Below are 16,737 nucleotides of genomic sequence, written 5' to 3'. Positions count from 1 at the left end.
TCAGGAGTACGTGATGTCCCAGTCTCAACCCTTGCAACATTCCGACGCCCTGGCTGCGTCGGCCCTTCATAACAAAACTGCGGCCATGAACAAGACGCGCCTGCTCCGCTTGCTGGACGATTTCAGTCTGCCGCTGATCTTCGCCATCCTGTTTGTCGCGCTGTCGTTCTCGGTCGAGTATTTCTTCTCGTGGCAGAACATGGTGGGCCTGGCGCTCTCGGTCTCGCAGATCGGCATGGTGGCCTGCACCATGATGTTCTGCCTGGCCTCGCGTGACTTCGACCTGTCGATCGGCTCGACGGTGGCGTTTGCCGGCGTGCTGTGCGCCATGATCATCAATGCCACCGGCAGCATCGCACTGGGCATCGGCGCGAGCCTGGTGGCGGGGGCGGTGATCGGCGGTATCAACGGCTTCGTGATCGCCAGGCTGAAGATCAACGCGCTCATCACCACGCTGGCTACCATGGAGATCGTGCGCGGCCTCGCCTTCATCGCTTCGCACGGGCAGGCGGTGGGCGTGTCGGAGATGGCTTTCTTCGATCTGGGCAACACCATCATCCTGGGCGTGCCGACGCCGGTGTGGGTGGCGGCGCTGTGCTTTGTCGTGTTCGGTGTGTTGCTCAACAAGACGGTCTACGGGCGCAATACGCTGGCCATTGGCGGTAACCCCGAGGCCGCGCGGCTGGCGGGCGTGAACGTCAACATGACGCGCATCGTCATCTTCCTGATCCAGGGCGTGATTGCCGCGCTGGCGGGCGTGATCCTGGCTGCGCGCATCACCAGCGGTCAGCCGAACGCAGCGCAGGGCTTTGAGTTGAACGTCATCTCCGCGTGCGTGCTCGGCGGCGTGTCGCTGCTGGGTGGCCGCGCCACCATCAGCGGGGTGCTGGTCGGCGTGCTGATCATGGGCACGGTGCAGAACGCGATGAACCTGCTGAATATCGACGCGTTCTACCAGTACCTCGTGCGCGGCGGCATCCTGCTGGCTGCGGTGTTGGTCGACCAGTTGAAGAATCGCGGTGGCCGCGACTGACGGAGACCGCATGACGATCGCAACCACGTTGTCCGACCTGCGCTGTACGCTGGGCGAAGGCATCCTTTGGGATGACGCGCTGGGCGTGCTCTGGTGGACCGACATTCAGGAATCCCTGCTGTGGCAGCACGACCCGGCGACCGGCCGTGAGCGCCAATGGCCGTTGCCGCAGCGCCTGGGCTCCTTCGTGCTGACGGGCGAACCCGGCGCGCTGATCCTGGGCCTTGCCAAGAACATCGCGCGTTTCGACATCCGCACCGGCAAGTTCACGCTGCTGGCCGATGTCGAACCCGGCAACCCCGCCACCCGCATCAACGACGGCCGGGCGGACCGCACGGGCAACTACGTCTTCGGCACCATGCACGAAGGCGGGCCCGAGCCGCTGGGCAGCTTCTACCGTTTCACACCGCTGGGCGCGCTGCAGCGTCTCGACTTGCCCAACATCGCCATCGCCAACAGCATCGCCTTCAGCCCCGACGGCGAGACGATGTACTGGTGCGATACCCCCAGCCGCCGCATCCACGCGTGCGACTACGACGGTCAGACCGGCGAGGTCGGCAACATCCGCGTGTTCGCAGACTTGCGTGACGCCGATGCCGGCACCCTCCACAAGGGCTCGCCAGACGGTTCCACCGTCGATGCCGATGGCTGCCTGTGGAATGCGGAGTGGGGCGGGAACCGCCTGACACGCTATGCGCCGGATGGGCGCGTGCTGGCGCATGTTCCAGTACCGGCATCGCAGCCGACCTGTCCGGCGTTTCGCGGCGCCGCGCGCGATGTGCTCTACGTTGCGAGCGCGCATGAGGGTTTGTCCGCGCATCGGCGGGCAGAAGACGTGAATGCGGGCGCGGTCTTCCGGCTGACCGTGCCGGGCGTGCACGGGTTGCCCGAGGCTCGTTTTGGCCATGCCCATGTTCCGGCTTGAGAACGGCGTTCTGCGCGCCGACGTGCTGCCAGGTGCGGGCGGCGGGCTGCTGCGTTTCGATGCGCTGCGTGGCGGAACAAGCGGGGGCGATGCGATCCCCGTCTTCCGCCCGGCGCACCTCGACGATGCGCTGCGCGAGCCCAAGGCGCTGGCGTGCTATCCGCTGGTGCCGTGGTCGAATCGCATCGGCGGCGGTCGCTTCATCTTCCAGGGCCGGACGATCGAAGTGCCGCGCACGCGCGATGACGAACCGTATCCGCTTCATGGCCATGGCTGGCTGATGCCGTGGCATCCGGTCGCGCAGGGCGAGACTTTCGTTGAGCTGGCCGCCATGGTGGACCGCGGCGGTCCGTATCGGTATCTGGCGTTGCAGCGCTACACGTTGGCCGGCAACACGCTGCAGATCGCGCTGACGGTGCGCAACGAAGGCATGCCGCTGCCGTTCGGCCTGGGGCTGCATCCGTTCTTCCCGCGCACACCCGACGTGCGCTTGCACGCGCCCGCCACCGGCATGTGGCAAGCCGCGCCCGATCATCTGCCGACCCTCTTGCAGGCTGCGCCCGCAGATGCCGATTTCCGTAAGCTCCGGCTGTTGGCAGCCGGCGCCGACATCGACCACAGCTTCGAGGGCTGGGACGGACATGCCGAGATTGTCTGGCCCGACCGGCGCCTTTCGCTGGCGATTTCCGCAGATACCTCGCGCTACGTGCTTTACACCCCAGTCGGCCAAGACTTCTTCTGCTTCGAGCCGGTCGACCACACCATCAACGCGCACAACCTGCCGGGCTCGTCGTGTGCGCAGCAGGATCACGGCCTGACCATTCTTGCTACCGGCCAGAGCTTGCAGCGCAGTTACCAATTCACCGTGACATCGTTCTGACGCATGACTGCAACTCCTACGTCCTTCCCGCCGCGCTTGGCCGGCAAGGTCGCCTTGGTGACCGGCGCCACGCAGGGCATCGGCGCTGCCACCGCCAAATTGTTCGCCCAGCACGGTGCGCGCGTGATCGTCAACGCGCTGGTGCGTGACGAGCGCGCCGAGGCCTTCGCGGCCTCCCTCGGCGACGCCGACAACATCCTCCTCATGCAAGCCGACGTGCGCCACCGCGATCAGGTTGACGCGATGGTGGCGGCCGGTGTCGAGCGTTTCGGCGGCATCGATGTGCTGGTCAACAACGCGGGCATCAACGTGTTTTCCGACCCGCTCAAACTGAGTGAAGACGACTGGGCGCGCTGCCTGTCGGTCGACCTGGAGGGCGCCTGGCATTGCGCGCGCGCCGTGCTGCCGCACATGCTTGCGCGCGGCGCCGGCAGCATTGTGAATATCGCATCGGTGCACGGGCACAAGATCATCCCGGGGGCGTTTCCGTATCCGGTGGCCAAGCACGGGTTGATCGGGCTCACGCGGGCGCTGGGCATTGAATATGCGGCGCGTGGCATCCGCGTCAATTCGATCTCGCCGGGGCTGATCCTCACGCCGATTGCCGAGGCCGGCTTTGCCGCCGCCCCCGACCCCGAGGCCGAGCGCCGCCGCCAGGCGGAACTGCTGCCGTGCAAGCGCATCGGTGAGCCTGAAGAGGTTGCCTACACCGCGCTGTTCCTCGCCTCCGACGAGGCACGCTTCATCAACGCGGCCGACATCCTGATTGATGGCGGCCGCTCGCAGCTCTATCACGAGTAACGCATGACCTGGACCGCTCATCTTCCGTTGATCGCCATCCTGCGAGGCATCCGCCCTGACGAGGTGCTGGCGCACACGCAGGCGCTTGTCGATGTCGGTTTCGACGCGATCGAGATTCCGCTCAATTCGCCCGATTGGGCGCAGAGCGTGCAACTGGCTGCACGCGCGTTTGGCGATCGCGCGCTGATCGGCGCCGGCACCGTGCTGCGACCAGCAGACGTCGAGCTGATGGTCGCAGCAGGCGGCAGGCTGGTTGTCACGCCCAACACGAATGCCGACGTCATTCGCGCCGCCGCCGCGCGCAAGCTGGTCACCTGCATCGGCTGCATGACCGCCACCGAGGCGTTCGCAGCACTCGACGCCGGCGCCGAAGCGCTGAAGATCTTCCCCGCTGGCGAACTCGGCCCCGGCTACGTGCGTGCGCTCAAGGCGGTGCTGCCGCCCGAGGTGCCGGTGTTTGCCGTCGGCGGCATCACGCCGGACAACCTGGTCGACTACCTTGCCGCGGGCTGCGTCGGCGCCGGGCTCGGCGGTGACCTGTATCGCCCCGGCCAGCCCCTCGAGCGCACCGCCGAACGCGCGCGCGCCTTCGTCACCGCATACCGTTCCGTCCAATCCGACCGCACGATCCATCCATGAAAATCACCCGCCTGACCACCTACCGCCTGCCTCCGCGCTGGATGTTCCTGAAAGTCGAGACCGACGAAGGCGTCACCGGCTGGGGCGAGCCCGTCATCGAAGGCCGCGCGCGCACGGTGGAAGCGGCGGTGCATGAGCTGTCCGACTACCTCATCGGCCAGGACCCGCGCCGTATTAACGACCTCTGGCAAACCATGTACCGCGCGGGCTTCTATCGCGGCGGGCCGATCCTGATGAGTGCCATCGCCGGCGTCGACCAGGCGCTGTGGGACATCAAGGGCAAGGTGCTGGGCGTGCCGGTGTACGAACTACTCGGCGGCCTCGTGCGCGACAAGATGCGGACCTATAGCTGGGTCGGCGGCGACCGCCCGGCCGACGTGATTGCCGGCATGAAGGCGCTGCAGGCCGGCGGCTTCGACCACTTCAAGCTCAACGGCTGCGAGGAGATGGGCATCATCGACACCTCGCGCGCGGTCGATGCGGCGGTGGCGCGCGTGGCGGAAATCCGCTCGGCCTTCGGCAACACGGTCGAATTCGGGCTGGACTTCCACGGCCGTGTTTCTGCGCCGATGGCCAAGGTGCTCATCAAGGAACTGGAGCCGTACCGCCCGCTCTTCATCGAAGAACCCGTGCTGGCGGAGCAGGCCGAGTGCTACGCCCGCCTGGCCGCGCAGACCCACCTGCCGATCGCCGCCGGCGAGCGCATGTTCTCGCGCTTCGATTTCAAGCGCGTACTGGAGGCAGGCGGGGTGTCGATCCTGCAGCCGGACCTGTCGCACGCGGGCGGCATCACCGAATGCCTGAAGATCGCCGGAATGGCCGAGGCCTACGATGTGGCGCTGGCGCCGCATTGCCCGCTGGGGCCGATCGCCCTGGCGGCTTGCCTGCATATCGACTTCGTGAGCTGGAACGCCACGTTGCAGGAGCAAAGCATGGGCATCCATTACAACAAGGGCGCCGAATTGCTCGATTACGTGCGCAACAAGGCCGATTTTGCGCTCGAAGGCGGCTATATCCGCCCGCCGCGCCTGCCGGGGCTGGGCGTCGACATTGACGAGGCGCTGGTCATTGAGCGCAGCAAGGAGGCGCCCGACTGGCGCAACCCGGTGTGGCGCCACGCCGACGGTTCCGTCGCGGAGTGGTAAGCAGGGCGGGCAAGGGGTGAGAAACGGGCAGTTGCAGCGCATTTCAATGACCACGATCACCCCAGCTGGGTCATCCTCGTCTGGTAAAATCGCGCCTTTCCCGCCTTCCGTCCGCAGGTTTGCATGACCGCCCCCGCCCTCCATTCGATTACCACCCAGCCCACCCAGCTGATGGCCAATGCCATCCGCGTGCTTGCCATGGACGCCGTCCAGCAGGCCAACTCGGGCCACCCCGGCATGCCGATGGGCATGGCGGACATCGCCGTGGCGCTGTGGAGCCGCCACCTGCGCCACAACCCGCTGAACCCCCGCTGGCCTGATCGCGACCGCTTCGTGCTGTCCAACGGTCACGGCTCGATGCTGCTGTACGCGCTGCTGCACCTGACGGGCTACGACCTGCCGATGTCGGAACTGAAGAACTTCCGTCAACTGCACAGCAAGACCGCTGGCCACCCAGAATATGGCATCACCCCGGGTGTTGAAACCACCACCGGCCCGCTCGGCCAGGGCATCACCAATGCCGTCGGTATGGCGCTGGCCGAACGCCTGCTGGGCCAGGAATTCAACCGCCCGGGCTTTGACATCGTCAACCATCACACTTACGTCTTCCTGGGCGACGGCTGCCTGATGGAAGGCATCAGCCACGAAGCCTGCTCGCTGGCCGGCACGCTCAAGCTGAACAAGCTGGTCGCGCTGTGGGACGACAACGGCATCTCCATCGACGGCGACGTCGTCCACTGGTTCAATGACGACACTCCGAAGCGCTTCGAAGCCTACGGCTGGAATGTGATCCGCGCCGTGGACGGCCATAACGTGGCTGCCGTGGAAGGCGCCATTGCCGAAGCCAAGACGTCCGACAAGCCGACCCTGATCTGCTGCCGCACCGTGATCGGCAAGGGCGCGCCGAACAAGGAAGGCGGCCACGACGTGCACGGCGCTCCGCTGGGCGGCGTCGAGATTGCCGCTGCGCGCGAAGCGCTGGCGTGGCCGCACGCCCCGTTCGAAGTGCCGCAAGCTGTGTACGACGCGTGGGACGCGCGCGGCCAGGGCCAAGCGCTGGAGAAGGCCTGGAACGCGCTGTTCGATGCCTATTCCGAGCGTTACCCGGCCGAAGCCGAGCAGTTCGAGCGCCGCATGCGCGGTGAGCTGCCGGCCAGCTTCGAGAAGGCCGTCGCCGAGTTCGTCGAAAAGTGCGAACTGAAGGCCGAGACCATCGCCACCCGCAAGGCCAGCCAGAACACGCTGGAAGCCTACGGCCCGGTGCTGGGCGAGCTGCTGGGCGGCTCGGCCGACCTGACCGGCTCGAACCTGACCAACTGGAGCGGCAGCAAGGCCGTGCGCGTGGATGCCTGGGGCAACCACATCAACTACGGCGTGCGCGAGTTCGGCATGAGCGCCGTCATGAACGGCATCGCGCTGCACGGCGGCTACATTCCGTATGGCGGTACGTTCCTGACGTTCTCCGACTACAGCCGCAGCGCGCTGCGCATGGCCGCGCTGATGAAGATCCGCTCGATCTTCGTCTTCACGCACGATTCAATCGGCCTGGGCGAAGACGGCCCGACGCACCAATCCATCGAGCACGTCTCGAGCCTGCGTCTGATCCCGAACATGGATGTCTGGCGCACCGCCGACACCACCGAAACCGCCGTCGCCTGGGCTGCCGCCATCGAGCGCCAGCACGGCCCGAGCTGCCTGATCTTCAGTCGCCAGAACCTGCCGTTCCAGGCGCGCAACCCGGCCACCCGCGAGGCCATCGCCCGCGGCGGCTATGTGCTGCGCGATGCTGCCGATGGCAAGCGACCGGATGTGGTCATCATCGCTACGGGTTCGGAAGTCGGCCTGGCCGTTGGCGCCGCTGATCACCTGGCCTCCGAGGGCATCCAGGCGCGCGTGGTGTCGATTCCCGCCACCACCGTGTTCGACAAGCAGGACTCGGCCTACAAGGCCAGCGTGCTGCCGGCCGGCGTGCCGCGTATCGCCGTTGAGGCTGGCGTGACCGATTTCTGGTGGAAATACCAGGTGCAGGCCGTGGTCGGCATCGACACGTTCGGTGAGTCGGCCCCGGCGGGCGTGCTGTTCAAGCACTTCGGCTTCACCGTCGAAAACGTGGCGAACACGGCCAAGAGCGTCATCGCTCCGGTTGTTTGAAAGTTAGTTGCGCGCGGCACCCACGAGGTGCCGCGTTGCTTTCGTCGATTTCACCTTTGCTATCAGGAGACTGACCATGACCATCAAGATCGGCATCAACGGCTTCGGCCGCATCGGACGCATGGTGTTCCGCGCCGCCATCGCCAACTTCAAGGACATCGAAGTCGTTGCCATCAACGACCTGCTCGAGCCCGACTACCTGGCGTACATGCTCAAGTACGACTCGGTGCACGGCCGCTTTGACGGCGAAGTGTCGGTCGACGGCAACACGCTGGTCGTCAACGGCAAGAAGATCCGCCTGACCGCCGTGAAGGATCCGTCCGAGCTGCAATGGGGCGCCGTCGGCGCCGACGTGGTGGTCGAGTCCACCGGCATCTTCCTGACCAAGGAAGGCGCACAGAAGCACATCGACGCGGGCGCCAAGAAGGTGATCATGTCGGCTCCGTCCAAGGACGACACCCCGATGTTCGTCTACGGCGTGAACCACGAAACGTACAAGGGCGAGGCGATCATCTCCAACGCTTCGTGCACCACCAACTGCCTGGCACCGGTTGCCAAGGTGCTGAACGACAAGTGGGGCATCAAGCGCGGCCTGATGACCACCGTGCACGCTGCCACCGCCACGCAGAAGACCGTTGACGGCCCGTCCAACAAGGACTGGCGCGGCGGCCGCGGCATCCTGGAAAACATCATCCCGTCCAGCACCGGCGCTGCCAAGGCCGTGGGCGTGGTGATCCCGCAGCTCAACAAGAAGCTGACCGGCATGTCGTTCCGCGTGCCGACCTCCGACGTGTCGGTGGTCGACCTGACCGTCGAGTTGGAAAAGTCCGCTTCGTACGAAGAAATCTGCGCCGAGATGAAGGCGCAGAGCCAAGGCGCGCTCAAGGGGGTGCTGGGCTACACTGAAGACAAGGTCGTGGCTACGGACTTCCGCGGCGACGCCCGCACCTCGATTTTCGACGCCGAAGCCGGTATCGCGCTGGACGGCACCTTCATCAAGGTGGTGAGCTGGTACGACAACGAGTGGGGCTACTCGAACAAGGTGCTGGAAATGGCTCGCGTGGTGGCCAAGTAATCCTGCACGTTGCCGCACGGAAAGCACGCGTGCGGGAGTTTATGATGCAAACTAAGTAATTTGACTGGTGCTTCATGCGAAGGCGGCATGATGGGTTCTCGAGCCTGTCATGCCGCCTTTGTTATAGTGCGTAACGAAAACGTTTGCGCCGAAGCAAGTTTCGAGTGCAGGCGACAGGAATTTGCTTTGAAAATCGGGGCCTGTTCCGTACACTGAACAAATACTACATTTTGACGTGGCAGCGATTTCGCCGCGTCCGGCCGTTGCTTGCGCAACGTTTGCCTTTTCGGCTTTCCAACCGTCTGAGCCAAGGCGTCCCATGGTCAACGTCGATACCAAGCTGTTGGTGATTTTTGTCGAGCTGCTCAGCAAGCGGAACGCCGCCTACGTGGCTGAAAAGATGCACATGACCGCGCCGGCCGTATCCCACTCGCTGGGCCGCCTGCGCGAGATCTTCGACGATCCGCTTTTCATCCGCGTCCCGCACGGTCTGACGCCGACGCCCAAGGCGCTCGAACTGGGCCCCAAGGTGCGCGAGATGCTTGACTTGTGGGCGGCCATCAACGAGGGCGATATCGCCACGTTCGATCCGGCCGAAGCTACCGGCACGTTCAACGTCAGCTTTGCCGGCACGCTGGGCGATGCGCTGTTCGACCGCTTCCTGCTGCGCATCAAGCGTCTGGCGCCGGGTCTGCAGGTGCGCTTGACGGAGTCCTCCTCGTGGGAGACCGACGTGGCCGCCATGCGCGCCAACGAACTGGACCTCGCGTTCTCGCCGTTCCCCACGCGTCACCCCGAGATCATGGAGGAGGTCGTGACCTCCTTCAACATGTGGGTCTGCTCGCGCAAGGGCCATCCGACCCTCGCCGACCGCTGCACGCTCGAACAGTACCTCGAGTGCGAGCACATCTTCGTCGCGCAGGGCAGCCCGGGTAACCGCGTGGCGCCGTCTCTCATTCCGCTCGACTACGCCCTGCAGCAGCGCGGCCTGAAGCGCAACTCCACCATGACCGTGCATGGCTGGCGCACCCAGGCCGAGGTCGCCTCGCAGACCGACATGATCTTCACGGTCAACTCGCTGATGAAGGATCTGGTGTGCCAGGTCTACGACCTCAACGCCTTCCCGCTGCCGGCGGAGCTTGAGACTGTGCTGGGTCTGAACATGCTGTGGCACCGCAGCCGCAATACGCATCCGATGCTGGTCTGGGCGCGCAACCTGTTCAAGCAGGTCGTGGCCGAATACACCGGCCAGGCAATTGGCGCACCGGCGCATCCGCCGCCGCTGACCGACGAATCGGGCAAGACAGGCAAGGCCAGCAAGAATGGCAAGGGCGACGCAGAAAAGGAGGGTGAGACGCGGTTGTCCGCCTGACCCCCGCGACATTCCCGCCCCAATGAAAAACGGCCGCAGACGATGCGGCCGTTTTCTTTTGCAATGGATGAACTTTGGCGCTAAGGCGTCAGCGCTTAGGGCGGTGCGGGCACGGCTCCTTCGTGCAGTTTCCGTAGAGCGATAGCGCATGCTCCTGCAGTGCAAAGCCGCGCGCGCGCGCGATGCTTTGCTGGCGCTGTTCGATCTCAGCGTCGAAGAACTCCTCCACGCGGCCGCAATCGAGGCACACGAGATGGTCGTGGTGCTTGCCCTCGTTGAGCTCGTAGATGGCCTTGCCGGATTCGAAGTTGTTGCGCGACAGCAGCCCGGCTTGCTCGAATTGCGTCAGCACGCGGTAGACCGTGGCAAGGCCAATGTCCATGTGCTCGGCGAGCAGGATGCGGTACACGTCTTCGGCGCTCAGGTGGCGCTCTTCGCTGGTCTGAAAGATCTCGAGGATCTTCAACCTCGGCACCGTGGCTTTCAGACCGATGTTCTTGAGGTCTGCAGGACTCGGCATGCGCCTGGCTCCCTAGAGTACAATGTTCGGATATTCCAATCATAAGGGTTTTGGCGGCAAAAGTCCTGCCGGACAGGCGCGCCGGATGTGCCTGCGCCCCCGCCAACCCTCTTGCACCGGGCTTACCCGGGACCGTTTGAAGGCCGATCGCTAATGACCTTTTCTTTTGCGCACAGTCCTGTCCGTTTTGCCAATGCCGCAGCCTGTCGCCGCGGCTTCGTGCTGGGCGCTGTGCTCGCCGTTTCCGCCGCGTCGGCGCTGCTGGGCGGGTGTTCGGCCTACGACAACACCACGCGCAAGATCGCCAATGCCATCACGCCGTATCGCATCGATATCGTGCAGGGCAACTTCGTTTCGCGCGAGCAGGCGGCGCAGCTCAAGGAAGGCATGACGCGCGACCAGGTGCGCTTCGTGCTCGGCACGCCGCTCCTGACCGACATGTTCCACGCCAACCGCTGGGACTACGTCTTCTCGTTCAAGCGCGGCAACACCAACGTCGTGCAGGAGCGCAAGCTGACCGTGTGGTTTGACGGCGACCGCCTGAGCAAATGGGTCGGCGCGGATGAGCTGCCGTCCGAGGCCGAGCTGATTGCCGAGATCGACGGCATCAAACGTCCGAAGAAGGAGGCTGCCGAGGCCGCTGCCGCTGCGGGCGCCGCGCCGGCAACGCGTGCACCGTCGATCCCGTCGGCCGAGGTGAGTGACCGCGTGCAGTCGACCGCCGGCTCCAAGAACACGGTGGACGTGACGCTACCGGAACACCGCACCGGCGGTGGCGGCACCGACACCAGTGTGCCGCCGCCGGCCACAAAGTCGCCCTGAAGGGTGAGCGGCCGGCAACAGGCCTGACATCTTTTGAGCGAGCGGCGGACCGGTTCCGCCGCTCGTGCGTTTTACAGACCGATTTCTCTTTTTTCTTCCGACCGTCATGAAGATTGCGATTGCAGGTGCCTCGGGCCGCATGGGCCAAATGCTGATCGACACCGTATTGCGCACCCCGGGCGTGACACTGGGCGCGGCGCTGGACCGTCCGGGCAGCGATGCCGTCGGCCAGGATGCCGGCGCCAAGCTGGGCAAGACCACGGGCGTGATCGTCACCGACGACGTGCGCGCGGGACTGTCGCAGGCCGATGTGCTGATCGACTTCACTCGCCCCGACGCGACGCTCAATCACTTGAACGTGGCGCGCGAACTGGGGACGGGCGTGGTGATCGGTACCACCGGCTTCACGGCTGAGCAGAAGGCGAGCTTCAAGACCTATGGCGAGTCGATCGGCGTGGTCTGGGCGCCCAACATGAGCGTGGGCGTGAACGCAACCTTCAAGCTGATCGAAGTGGCCGCGAAGATCCTGGCGCAGGGCTACGACGTGGAGATCATCGAGGCGCACCACAAGCACAAGATCGACGCGCCGTCGGGCACCGCGCTGAAGATGGGTGAGATCGTCGCCGAGGCGCAGGGCACCAAGCTGGCTGATCGCGCTGTCTATGCGCGCGAGGGCGAGACCGGCCCGCGCGAGAACGGCACTATCGGCTTTGCCACCATTCGCGGCGGCGATATCGTCGGTGACCATACCGTCCTGTTCGCCGGCGACGGCGAGCGCATCGAGATCACACATCGCTCCAACACGCGCCAGTCGTATGCCGAAGGTGCAGTGCGCGCGGCGGTGTTTGTGGCCGGCAAGAAGGGCCTGTACGACATGAACGACGTGCTCGGCCTGTAAGGCGGGCGGGCGCGGAAGGGGCACCGGCAGGCCTGTCCGGCGCCTTTTTGCAGCGTTGCCATCGCCCGGATGGGGTGGGTGGCGACGGTATAATCGGACCTTTTCCGTCATCTAATCCCGGCTGCGTGTGCACAGCGCCGCAGCTGCAATCGCCCGGGTGTCCGGGCGTACCGTCACCATGCAAGACAAATACTCCCCGTCCGACGTCGAACAGCAGGCGCAGCAACACTGGCAGGCAGAAGATGCCTACCGCGTGACCGAACATGCGCGCGCTGCTGACGGCTCGGACAAGCCCAAGTTCTACGCCTGCTCGATGCTGCCGTATCCGTCGGGCAAGCTGCACATGGGCCACGTGCGCAATTACACGATCAATGACGTGATGACGCGTCACTTGCGCATGAAGGGGTACAACGTGCTGATGCCGATGGGCTGGGACGCCTTCGGCATGCCGGCGGAAAACGCGGCGCTCAACAACGGCGTGGCGCCTGCCGCCTGGACCTACGACAACATCGCTTATATGAAGAGGCAGATGCAGTCGATGGGCCTAGCGATCGACTGGTCGCGCGAGGTTGCCACGTGCGACCCCGACTACTACCGCTGGAACCAGTGGCTGTTCCTGAAGATGCTGGAAAAGGGCATCGCCTACCGCAAGACCGGCACCGTCAACTGGGACCCGGTTGACCAGACCGTGCTCGCCAACGAGCAGGTGATCGACGGACGCGGCTGGCGCTCGGGCGCCGTGGTGGAAAAGCGCGAGATCCCGATGTACTACCTGGGCATCACCAAGTATGCGCAGGAACTGCTCTCCGACCTCGATCCGCTGGGCTGGCCCGAGCGCGTCAAGCTGATGCAGCAGAACTGGATCGGCAAGAGCGAGGGTGTGCGTTTTGCCTTCCCGCACAGCATTTCCGGCGATGACGGCAAGCTGATCAACGACGGCAAGCTGTACGTCTTCACCACGCGCGCCGACACCATCATGGGCGTTACCTTCTGCGCCGTGGCCGCCGAGCACCCGATTGCCACGCATGCCGCGCAGACTAACCCGGCGCTCGCCGCGTTCATCGACGAATGCAAGCACGGCAGCGTGATGGAAGCCGACATGGCGACCATGGAAAAGAAGGGCATGCCGACCGGCCTGACCGTCACGCATCCGCTCACCGGCGAGGCCGTGCCCGTGTGGGTCGGCAATTACGTGCTGATGAGCTACGGTGACGGCGCCGTGATGGGCGTGCCCGCGCACGACGAACGCGACTTTGCCTTCGCCAACAAGTACGGCCTGGCGATCAAGCAGGTCATCGACGTGAAGGGCCAGCCGTACGACACCACCGCCTGGGCGGAGTGGTACGGCGACAAGGAGCACGGCGTGCTCTTCAATAGCGGCAAGTACGACGGCCTGAATTACCAACAGGCCGTGGATGCCGTGGCCGGAGATCTGGCTGCCGAGGGCCTCGGCGAGAAGAAGACCACCTGGCGCCTGCGCGACTGGGGCATCTCGCGCCAACGCTACTGGGGCACGCCGATCCCGCTGATTCACTGCGAGAGCTGCGGCGTGGTGCCTGTACCGGAAAAAGACTTGCCAGTGCGCCTGCCCGAAGACCTTGTGCCGGACGGCACGGGCAACCCACTGAACAAGGACCCGCGCTTCCTGGAATGCACGTGCCCGTCGTGCGGCAAGCCCGCGCGCCGCGAGACCGACACGATGGATACCTTCATCGACTCGTGCTGGTACTACATGCGCTATACGTGCCCAGACGGCGCCACCATGGTCGATGCCCGCAACGATTACTGGATGCCGATGGACCAGTACATCGGCGGCATCGAGCATGCGATCCTGCACCTGCTGTACGCGCGCTTCTGGACCAAGGTCATGCGTGACCTGGGCCTGGTCAAGTTCGACGAGCCGTTCACCAACCTGCTCACGCAGGGCATGGTGCTCAACGAGACGTACTACCGCGAAGACGCTTCCGGCAAGAAGCAGTGGATCAACCCGGCGGATGTCGACGTGCAGACCGACGAACGCGGCCGGCCCGTGGGCGCCACGCTCAGGGCCGACGGCCAGCCGGTGGTGATCGGCGGTGTGGAGAAGATGTCGAAGTCCAAGAACAACGGCATCGACCCGCAGGCCCTGATCGACCAGTACGGTGCAGACACCGCGCGCCTGTTCACGATGTTTGCCGCGCCGCCCGAGCAGCAGCTCGAGTGGAACGACGCCGGCGTGGAGGGCGCATCGCGCTTTTTGCGTCGCTTGTGGAATTTCGGCGTGGCGCATGGTGATGCCATTCGCGCCGGTCACGGCAATGGCGTCGCCGACGGCGCAACGGATGCTGACCGCGCACTGCGCCGCGAGCTCTTCACCGTGCTCAAACAAGCCAACTACGATTACGAGCGCCTGCAGTACAACACCGTCGTCTCGGCGACGATGAAGATGCTCAACGCGCTGGAAGGCGCCAAGGACGCCGGTGCCGACGCGCGCCGCGAAGGCTTCGGCATGCTGCTGCGCGTGCTGTACCCGGTCGTGCCGCATATCACGCACGTGCTGTGGCAGGAGCTGGGCTACGCAGGCGCGTACGGCGATCTGCTCGACGCCCCGTGGCCGCAGGTCGACGAGGGCGCGCTGGTGCAGAGCGAGATCGAATTGGTGTTGCAGGTCAACGGCAAGGTGCGCGGCAGCATCGTCGTGCCGGCCGATGCCGATCGCGCTGCCATCGAGGCGATTGCCGCCAAGGATGAAGCCGTGCAGCGCTTTGCTGAAGGCAAGCCGCCCAAGAAGATCATCGTGGTGCCGGGTCGTCTGGTGAACGTGGTGGCCTGACGGGCCGCCCCACTCAAGGAACGCATGGTTATGTCGCTGTCTGGTCGCCTGTCCCGTCGTCGTTTTGGCCGCTCGGTCTTCGCTTTGGCGGTCGCTTTGCCGGTGCTGTCCGCTTGCGGCTTTCACCTGCGCGGCAATACCGACTTCGCCTTCAAGCGGCTGTATATCAACCTGCCGCAGAACTCGCAGATGCGCGCGCAATTGCGCCGGCTGATCGACAACGGCTCCGACACCGTCATCGTGTCGGACAAGAAGGATGCCGACGCCTTCCTCGATGTGCTGGCTGAAGACCGTACGAAGACGATTTCGTCGCTCACACCGCAGGGCGTGGTGCGCGAGTACCGCATCACTTATCGCTTCCGCTTCCAGTTGCGCGACACACACGACAACCTGCTGATCCCGCCGTCCGAGATCACGCAGTTCCGCGATCTCTCGTACAACGAGACGCAGGTGCTGGCCAAGGACTACGAAGAAGCCGCCCTCTATCGTGACATGCAGGGCGACGTCATCAACCAGCTGGTGCGCCGGCTGGCCTCCGTGAAGCTGCCGTCGTAAGCGGCGCGCGGGTTTGTCATGCAACTGCGGCTCGACGCGCTCGAAGGGCACCTGAAGCAGGCCGGGTCGAAGGGACTGGCACCGCTGTATGTGGTGCACGGCGACGAGCATCTGCTTGTGCTGGAAGCCATCGATGCATTGCGTCAGGCCGCGCGCGCGCAGGGGTTCTCCGAGCGCGAGGTGATGAGCGTTGAGCGCGGTTTTTCATGGTCGCGCGTGACAGAGGCACAGCAATCGATGTCGCTGTTCGGTGATCGCAAGATCGTCGAGCTGCGCATTCCCTCCGGCAAGCCCGGCAAGGACGGCGGCGAGGCGTTGCGTGCGCTCGCCGCCGGTACGCCGTCAGGCCCCGCTACCGACACCATCACGCTGATCACGCTGCCGCGCCTGGATTTTGCGACCGCAAAGTCGGCGTGGTTTGCGGCGCTGGAAGGCGCGGGCGTGTCGATCAAGGTCGATTCGGTGGACCGCACCAAGCTGCCCGGCTGGATCGGCGAGCGCCTTTCTCGCCAGCAGCAGCGCGTAGAGCCCGGCGAGCCTGGCCGCCGTGCCCTGCAGTTCATCGCCGACCGCGTGGAAGGCAACCTGCTGGCCGCGCATCAGGAGATCCAGAAGCTGGGCTTGCTGCATCCGCCGGGCGTGCTTTCGTTCGACGATGTGCACGATGCGGTGCTCAACGTGGCGCGCTACGACGTGTTCAAACTGTCCGAGGCCATGCTGGCCGGCGACGTGCCGCGCCTGGTGCGCATGCTCGAAGGCCTGCGCGGCGAGGGCGAAGCCACGGTGCTGGTGCTCTGGACGCTGACCGAAGAAATTCGCGTATTATCAAAAATCGCCTCGGGCGCGGCCCAGGGCAAGCCGGTGGCCTCCATGCTGCGCGAGTTGCGGGTCTGGGGCCCGCGCGAGCGGCTGGTGCCGCAGGCAGCGCAGCGGTTGTCGCAGCGCGAGCTGGAAGATGCGCTTGCCATGGCTGCGAAGCTGGATCGACAGGTCAAGGGCCTGCGCGAACCCTCGCTGCCGGCCGAGCCGTGGGACGGCCTGCTACAACTGGCGATGCGCATTGCGCGACCGGGCAGCCTTCCGGTTCCTGCATAGCCGGCCCCTCTGTT

At 65.1% G+C, this 16,737-nt stretch carries 15 protein-coding genes; 14 read left to right on the top strand and 1 reads right to left on the bottom strand.

From position 1 onward, the window contains the following. Positions 1-13: 13 nt before the first annotated feature. From araH to B4F51_RS17075, 9 genes are all read left to right on the top strand, one after another. Complete coding sequence (gene araH / locus B4F51_RS17115; protein WP_296227498.1) at positions 14-1,033, top strand: L-arabinose ABC transporter permease AraH; 1,020 nt, start codon at positions 14-16, stop codon at positions 1,031-1,033. A 10-nt stretch (positions 1,034-1,043) separates the two neighbouring features. Next, positions 1,044-1,958: an SMP-30/gluconolactonase/LRE family protein gene (locus B4F51_RS17110; RefSeq protein WP_296227497.1), complete on the top strand. Its 915-nt coding sequence runs from the start codon at positions 1,044-1,046 to the stop codon at positions 1,956-1,958. Continuing rightward, positions 1,939-2,838 carry an aldose 1-epimerase gene (locus B4F51_RS17105; RefSeq protein WP_296227495.1) on the top strand — a complete coding sequence of 300 codons (900 nt, stop codon included), beginning with the start codon at positions 1,939-1,941 and terminating at the stop codon, positions 2,836-2,838. The genes B4F51_RS17110 and B4F51_RS17105 overlap by 20 nt, the downstream gene beginning before the upstream one ends. A 3-nt stretch (positions 2,839-2,841) precedes the next feature. Further along, entirely contained in the window at positions 2,842-3,639 is a 798-nt protein-coding gene (locus B4F51_RS17100; protein WP_296227492.1) for an SDR family oxidoreductase, read from the top strand. A gap of 3 nt (positions 3,640-3,642) precedes the next feature. Further along, on the top strand, positions 3,643-4,278 hold the full coding sequence (locus B4F51_RS17095; RefSeq protein WP_296227490.1) for a 2-dehydro-3-deoxy-6-phosphogalactonate aldolase: 636 nt from the start codon (positions 3,643-3,645) through the stop codon (positions 4,276-4,278). Next, positions 4,275-5,423: a galactonate dehydratase gene (dgoD, locus tag B4F51_RS17090; protein WP_296227489.1), complete on the top strand. Its 1,149-nt coding sequence runs from the start codon at positions 4,275-4,277 to the stop codon at positions 5,421-5,423. Before B4F51_RS17095 ends, dgoD begins: the two co-directional genes overlap by 4 nt. 123 nt (positions 5,424-5,546) lie before the next feature. Then, positions 5,547-7,574 carry a transketolase gene (gene tkt, locus B4F51_RS17085; protein WP_296227486.1) on the top strand — a complete coding sequence of 676 codons (2,028 nt, stop codon included), beginning with the start codon at positions 5,547-5,549 and terminating at the stop codon, positions 7,572-7,574. Positions 7,575-7,650: 76 nt separating this feature from the next. Further along, complete coding sequence (gap, locus tag B4F51_RS17080; protein WP_296227484.1) at positions 7,651-8,649, top strand: type I glyceraldehyde-3-phosphate dehydrogenase; 999 nt, start codon at positions 7,651-7,653, stop codon at positions 8,647-8,649. Between the two features lie 319 nt (positions 8,650-8,968). Next, a complete protein-coding gene (locus tag B4F51_RS17075) occupies positions 8,969-10,021 on the top strand; it encodes a LysR family transcriptional regulator (RefSeq protein ID WP_296227482.1) in 1,053 nt (350 codons plus the stop codon). A gap of 88 nt (positions 10,022-10,109) precedes the next feature. On the opposite strand, the gene fur is transcribed toward B4F51_RS17075, so the two are convergent. Continuing rightward, a complete protein-coding gene (fur, locus tag B4F51_RS17070) occupies positions 10,110-10,541 on the bottom strand; it encodes a ferric iron uptake transcriptional regulator (protein WP_296227480.1) in 432 nt (143 codons plus the stop codon). Between the two features lie 153 nt (positions 10,542-10,694). On the opposite strand from fur, the gene B4F51_RS17065 reads away from it, so the two are divergent. The 5 genes from B4F51_RS17065 to holA all read left to right on the top strand — a co-directional run bounded on the left by B4F51_RS17065 (position 10,695) and on the right by holA (position 16,723). Then, positions 10,695-11,363 carry an outer membrane protein assembly factor BamE gene (locus tag B4F51_RS17065; protein ID WP_296227478.1) on the top strand — a complete coding sequence of 223 codons (669 nt, stop codon included), beginning with the start codon at positions 10,695-10,697 and terminating at the stop codon, positions 11,361-11,363. 106 nt (positions 11,364-11,469) lie between these two features. After that, positions 11,470-12,261: a 4-hydroxy-tetrahydrodipicolinate reductase gene (gene dapB / locus B4F51_RS17060; protein ID WP_296227476.1), complete on the top strand. Its 792-nt coding sequence runs from the start codon at positions 11,470-11,472 to the stop codon at positions 12,259-12,261. Positions 12,262-12,439: 178 nt separating this feature from the next. After that, positions 12,440-15,073: a leucine--tRNA ligase gene (gene leuS / locus B4F51_RS17055; protein ID WP_296227471.1), complete on the top strand. Its 2,634-nt coding sequence runs from the start codon at positions 12,440-12,442 to the stop codon at positions 15,071-15,073. Positions 15,074-15,103: 30 nt separating this feature from the next. Beyond that, positions 15,104-15,628, top strand: a complete 525-nt coding sequence (gene lptE / locus B4F51_RS17050) for an LPS assembly lipoprotein LptE (RefSeq protein WP_296227469.1) — start codon at positions 15,104-15,106, stop codon at positions 15,626-15,628. 18 nt (positions 15,629-15,646) lie between these two features. Next, complete coding sequence (holA, locus tag B4F51_RS17045) at positions 15,647-16,723, top strand: DNA polymerase III subunit delta (protein WP_296227466.1); 1,077 nt, start codon at positions 15,647-15,649, stop codon at positions 16,721-16,723. Positions 16,724-16,737 lie beyond the last annotated feature (14 nt).

This window comes from Ralstonia sp. UBA689 (assembly GCF_002298975.1).
Lineage (GTDB): Bacteria > Pseudomonadota > Gammaproteobacteria > Burkholderiales > Burkholderiaceae > Ralstonia.
Note: the sequence above shows the minus strand (reverse complement) of the source record. Positions and strands in the feature narration are given on the sequence as shown.

Coding starts and splice junctions, on each gene's coding strand:
- araH (WP_296227498.1), top strand. CDS start 14: ATGTCCCAGTCTCAACCCTTGCAACATTCCGACGCCCTGGCTGCGTCG.
- B4F51_RS17110 (WP_296227497.1), top strand. CDS start 1,044: ATGACGATCGCAACCACGTTGTCCGACCTGCGCTGTACGCTGGGCGAA.
- B4F51_RS17105 (WP_296227495.1), top strand. CDS start 1,939: ATGCCCATGTTCCGGCTTGAGAACGGCGTTCTGCGCGCCGACGTGCTG.
- B4F51_RS17100 (WP_296227492.1), top strand. CDS start 2,842: ATGACTGCAACTCCTACGTCCTTCCCGCCGCGCTTGGCCGGCAAGGTC.
- B4F51_RS17095 (WP_296227490.1), top strand. CDS start 3,643: ATGACCTGGACCGCTCATCTTCCGTTGATCGCCATCCTGCGAGGCATC.
- dgoD (WP_296227489.1), top strand. CDS start 4,275: ATGAAAATCACCCGCCTGACCACCTACCGCCTGCCTCCGCGCTGGATG.
- tkt (WP_296227486.1), top strand. CDS start 5,547: ATGACCGCCCCCGCCCTCCATTCGATTACCACCCAGCCCACCCAGCTG.
- gap (WP_296227484.1), top strand. CDS start 7,651: ATGACCATCAAGATCGGCATCAACGGCTTCGGCCGCATCGGACGCATG.
- B4F51_RS17075 (WP_296227482.1), top strand. CDS start 8,969: ATGGTCAACGTCGATACCAAGCTGTTGGTGATTTTTGTCGAGCTGCTC.
- fur (WP_296227480.1), bottom strand. CDS start 10,541: ATGCCGAGTCCTGCAGACCTCAAGAACATCGGTCTGAAAGCCACGGTG.
- B4F51_RS17065 (WP_296227478.1), top strand. CDS start 10,695: ATGACCTTTTCTTTTGCGCACAGTCCTGTCCGTTTTGCCAATGCCGCA.
- dapB (WP_296227476.1), top strand. CDS start 11,470: ATGAAGATTGCGATTGCAGGTGCCTCGGGCCGCATGGGCCAAATGCTG.
- leuS (WP_296227471.1), top strand. CDS start 12,440: ATGCAAGACAAATACTCCCCGTCCGACGTCGAACAGCAGGCGCAGCAA.
- lptE (WP_296227469.1), top strand. CDS start 15,104: ATGTCGCTGTCTGGTCGCCTGTCCCGTCGTCGTTTTGGCCGCTCGGTC.
- holA (WP_296227466.1), top strand. CDS start 15,647: ATGCAACTGCGGCTCGACGCGCTCGAAGGGCACCTGAAGCAGGCCGGG.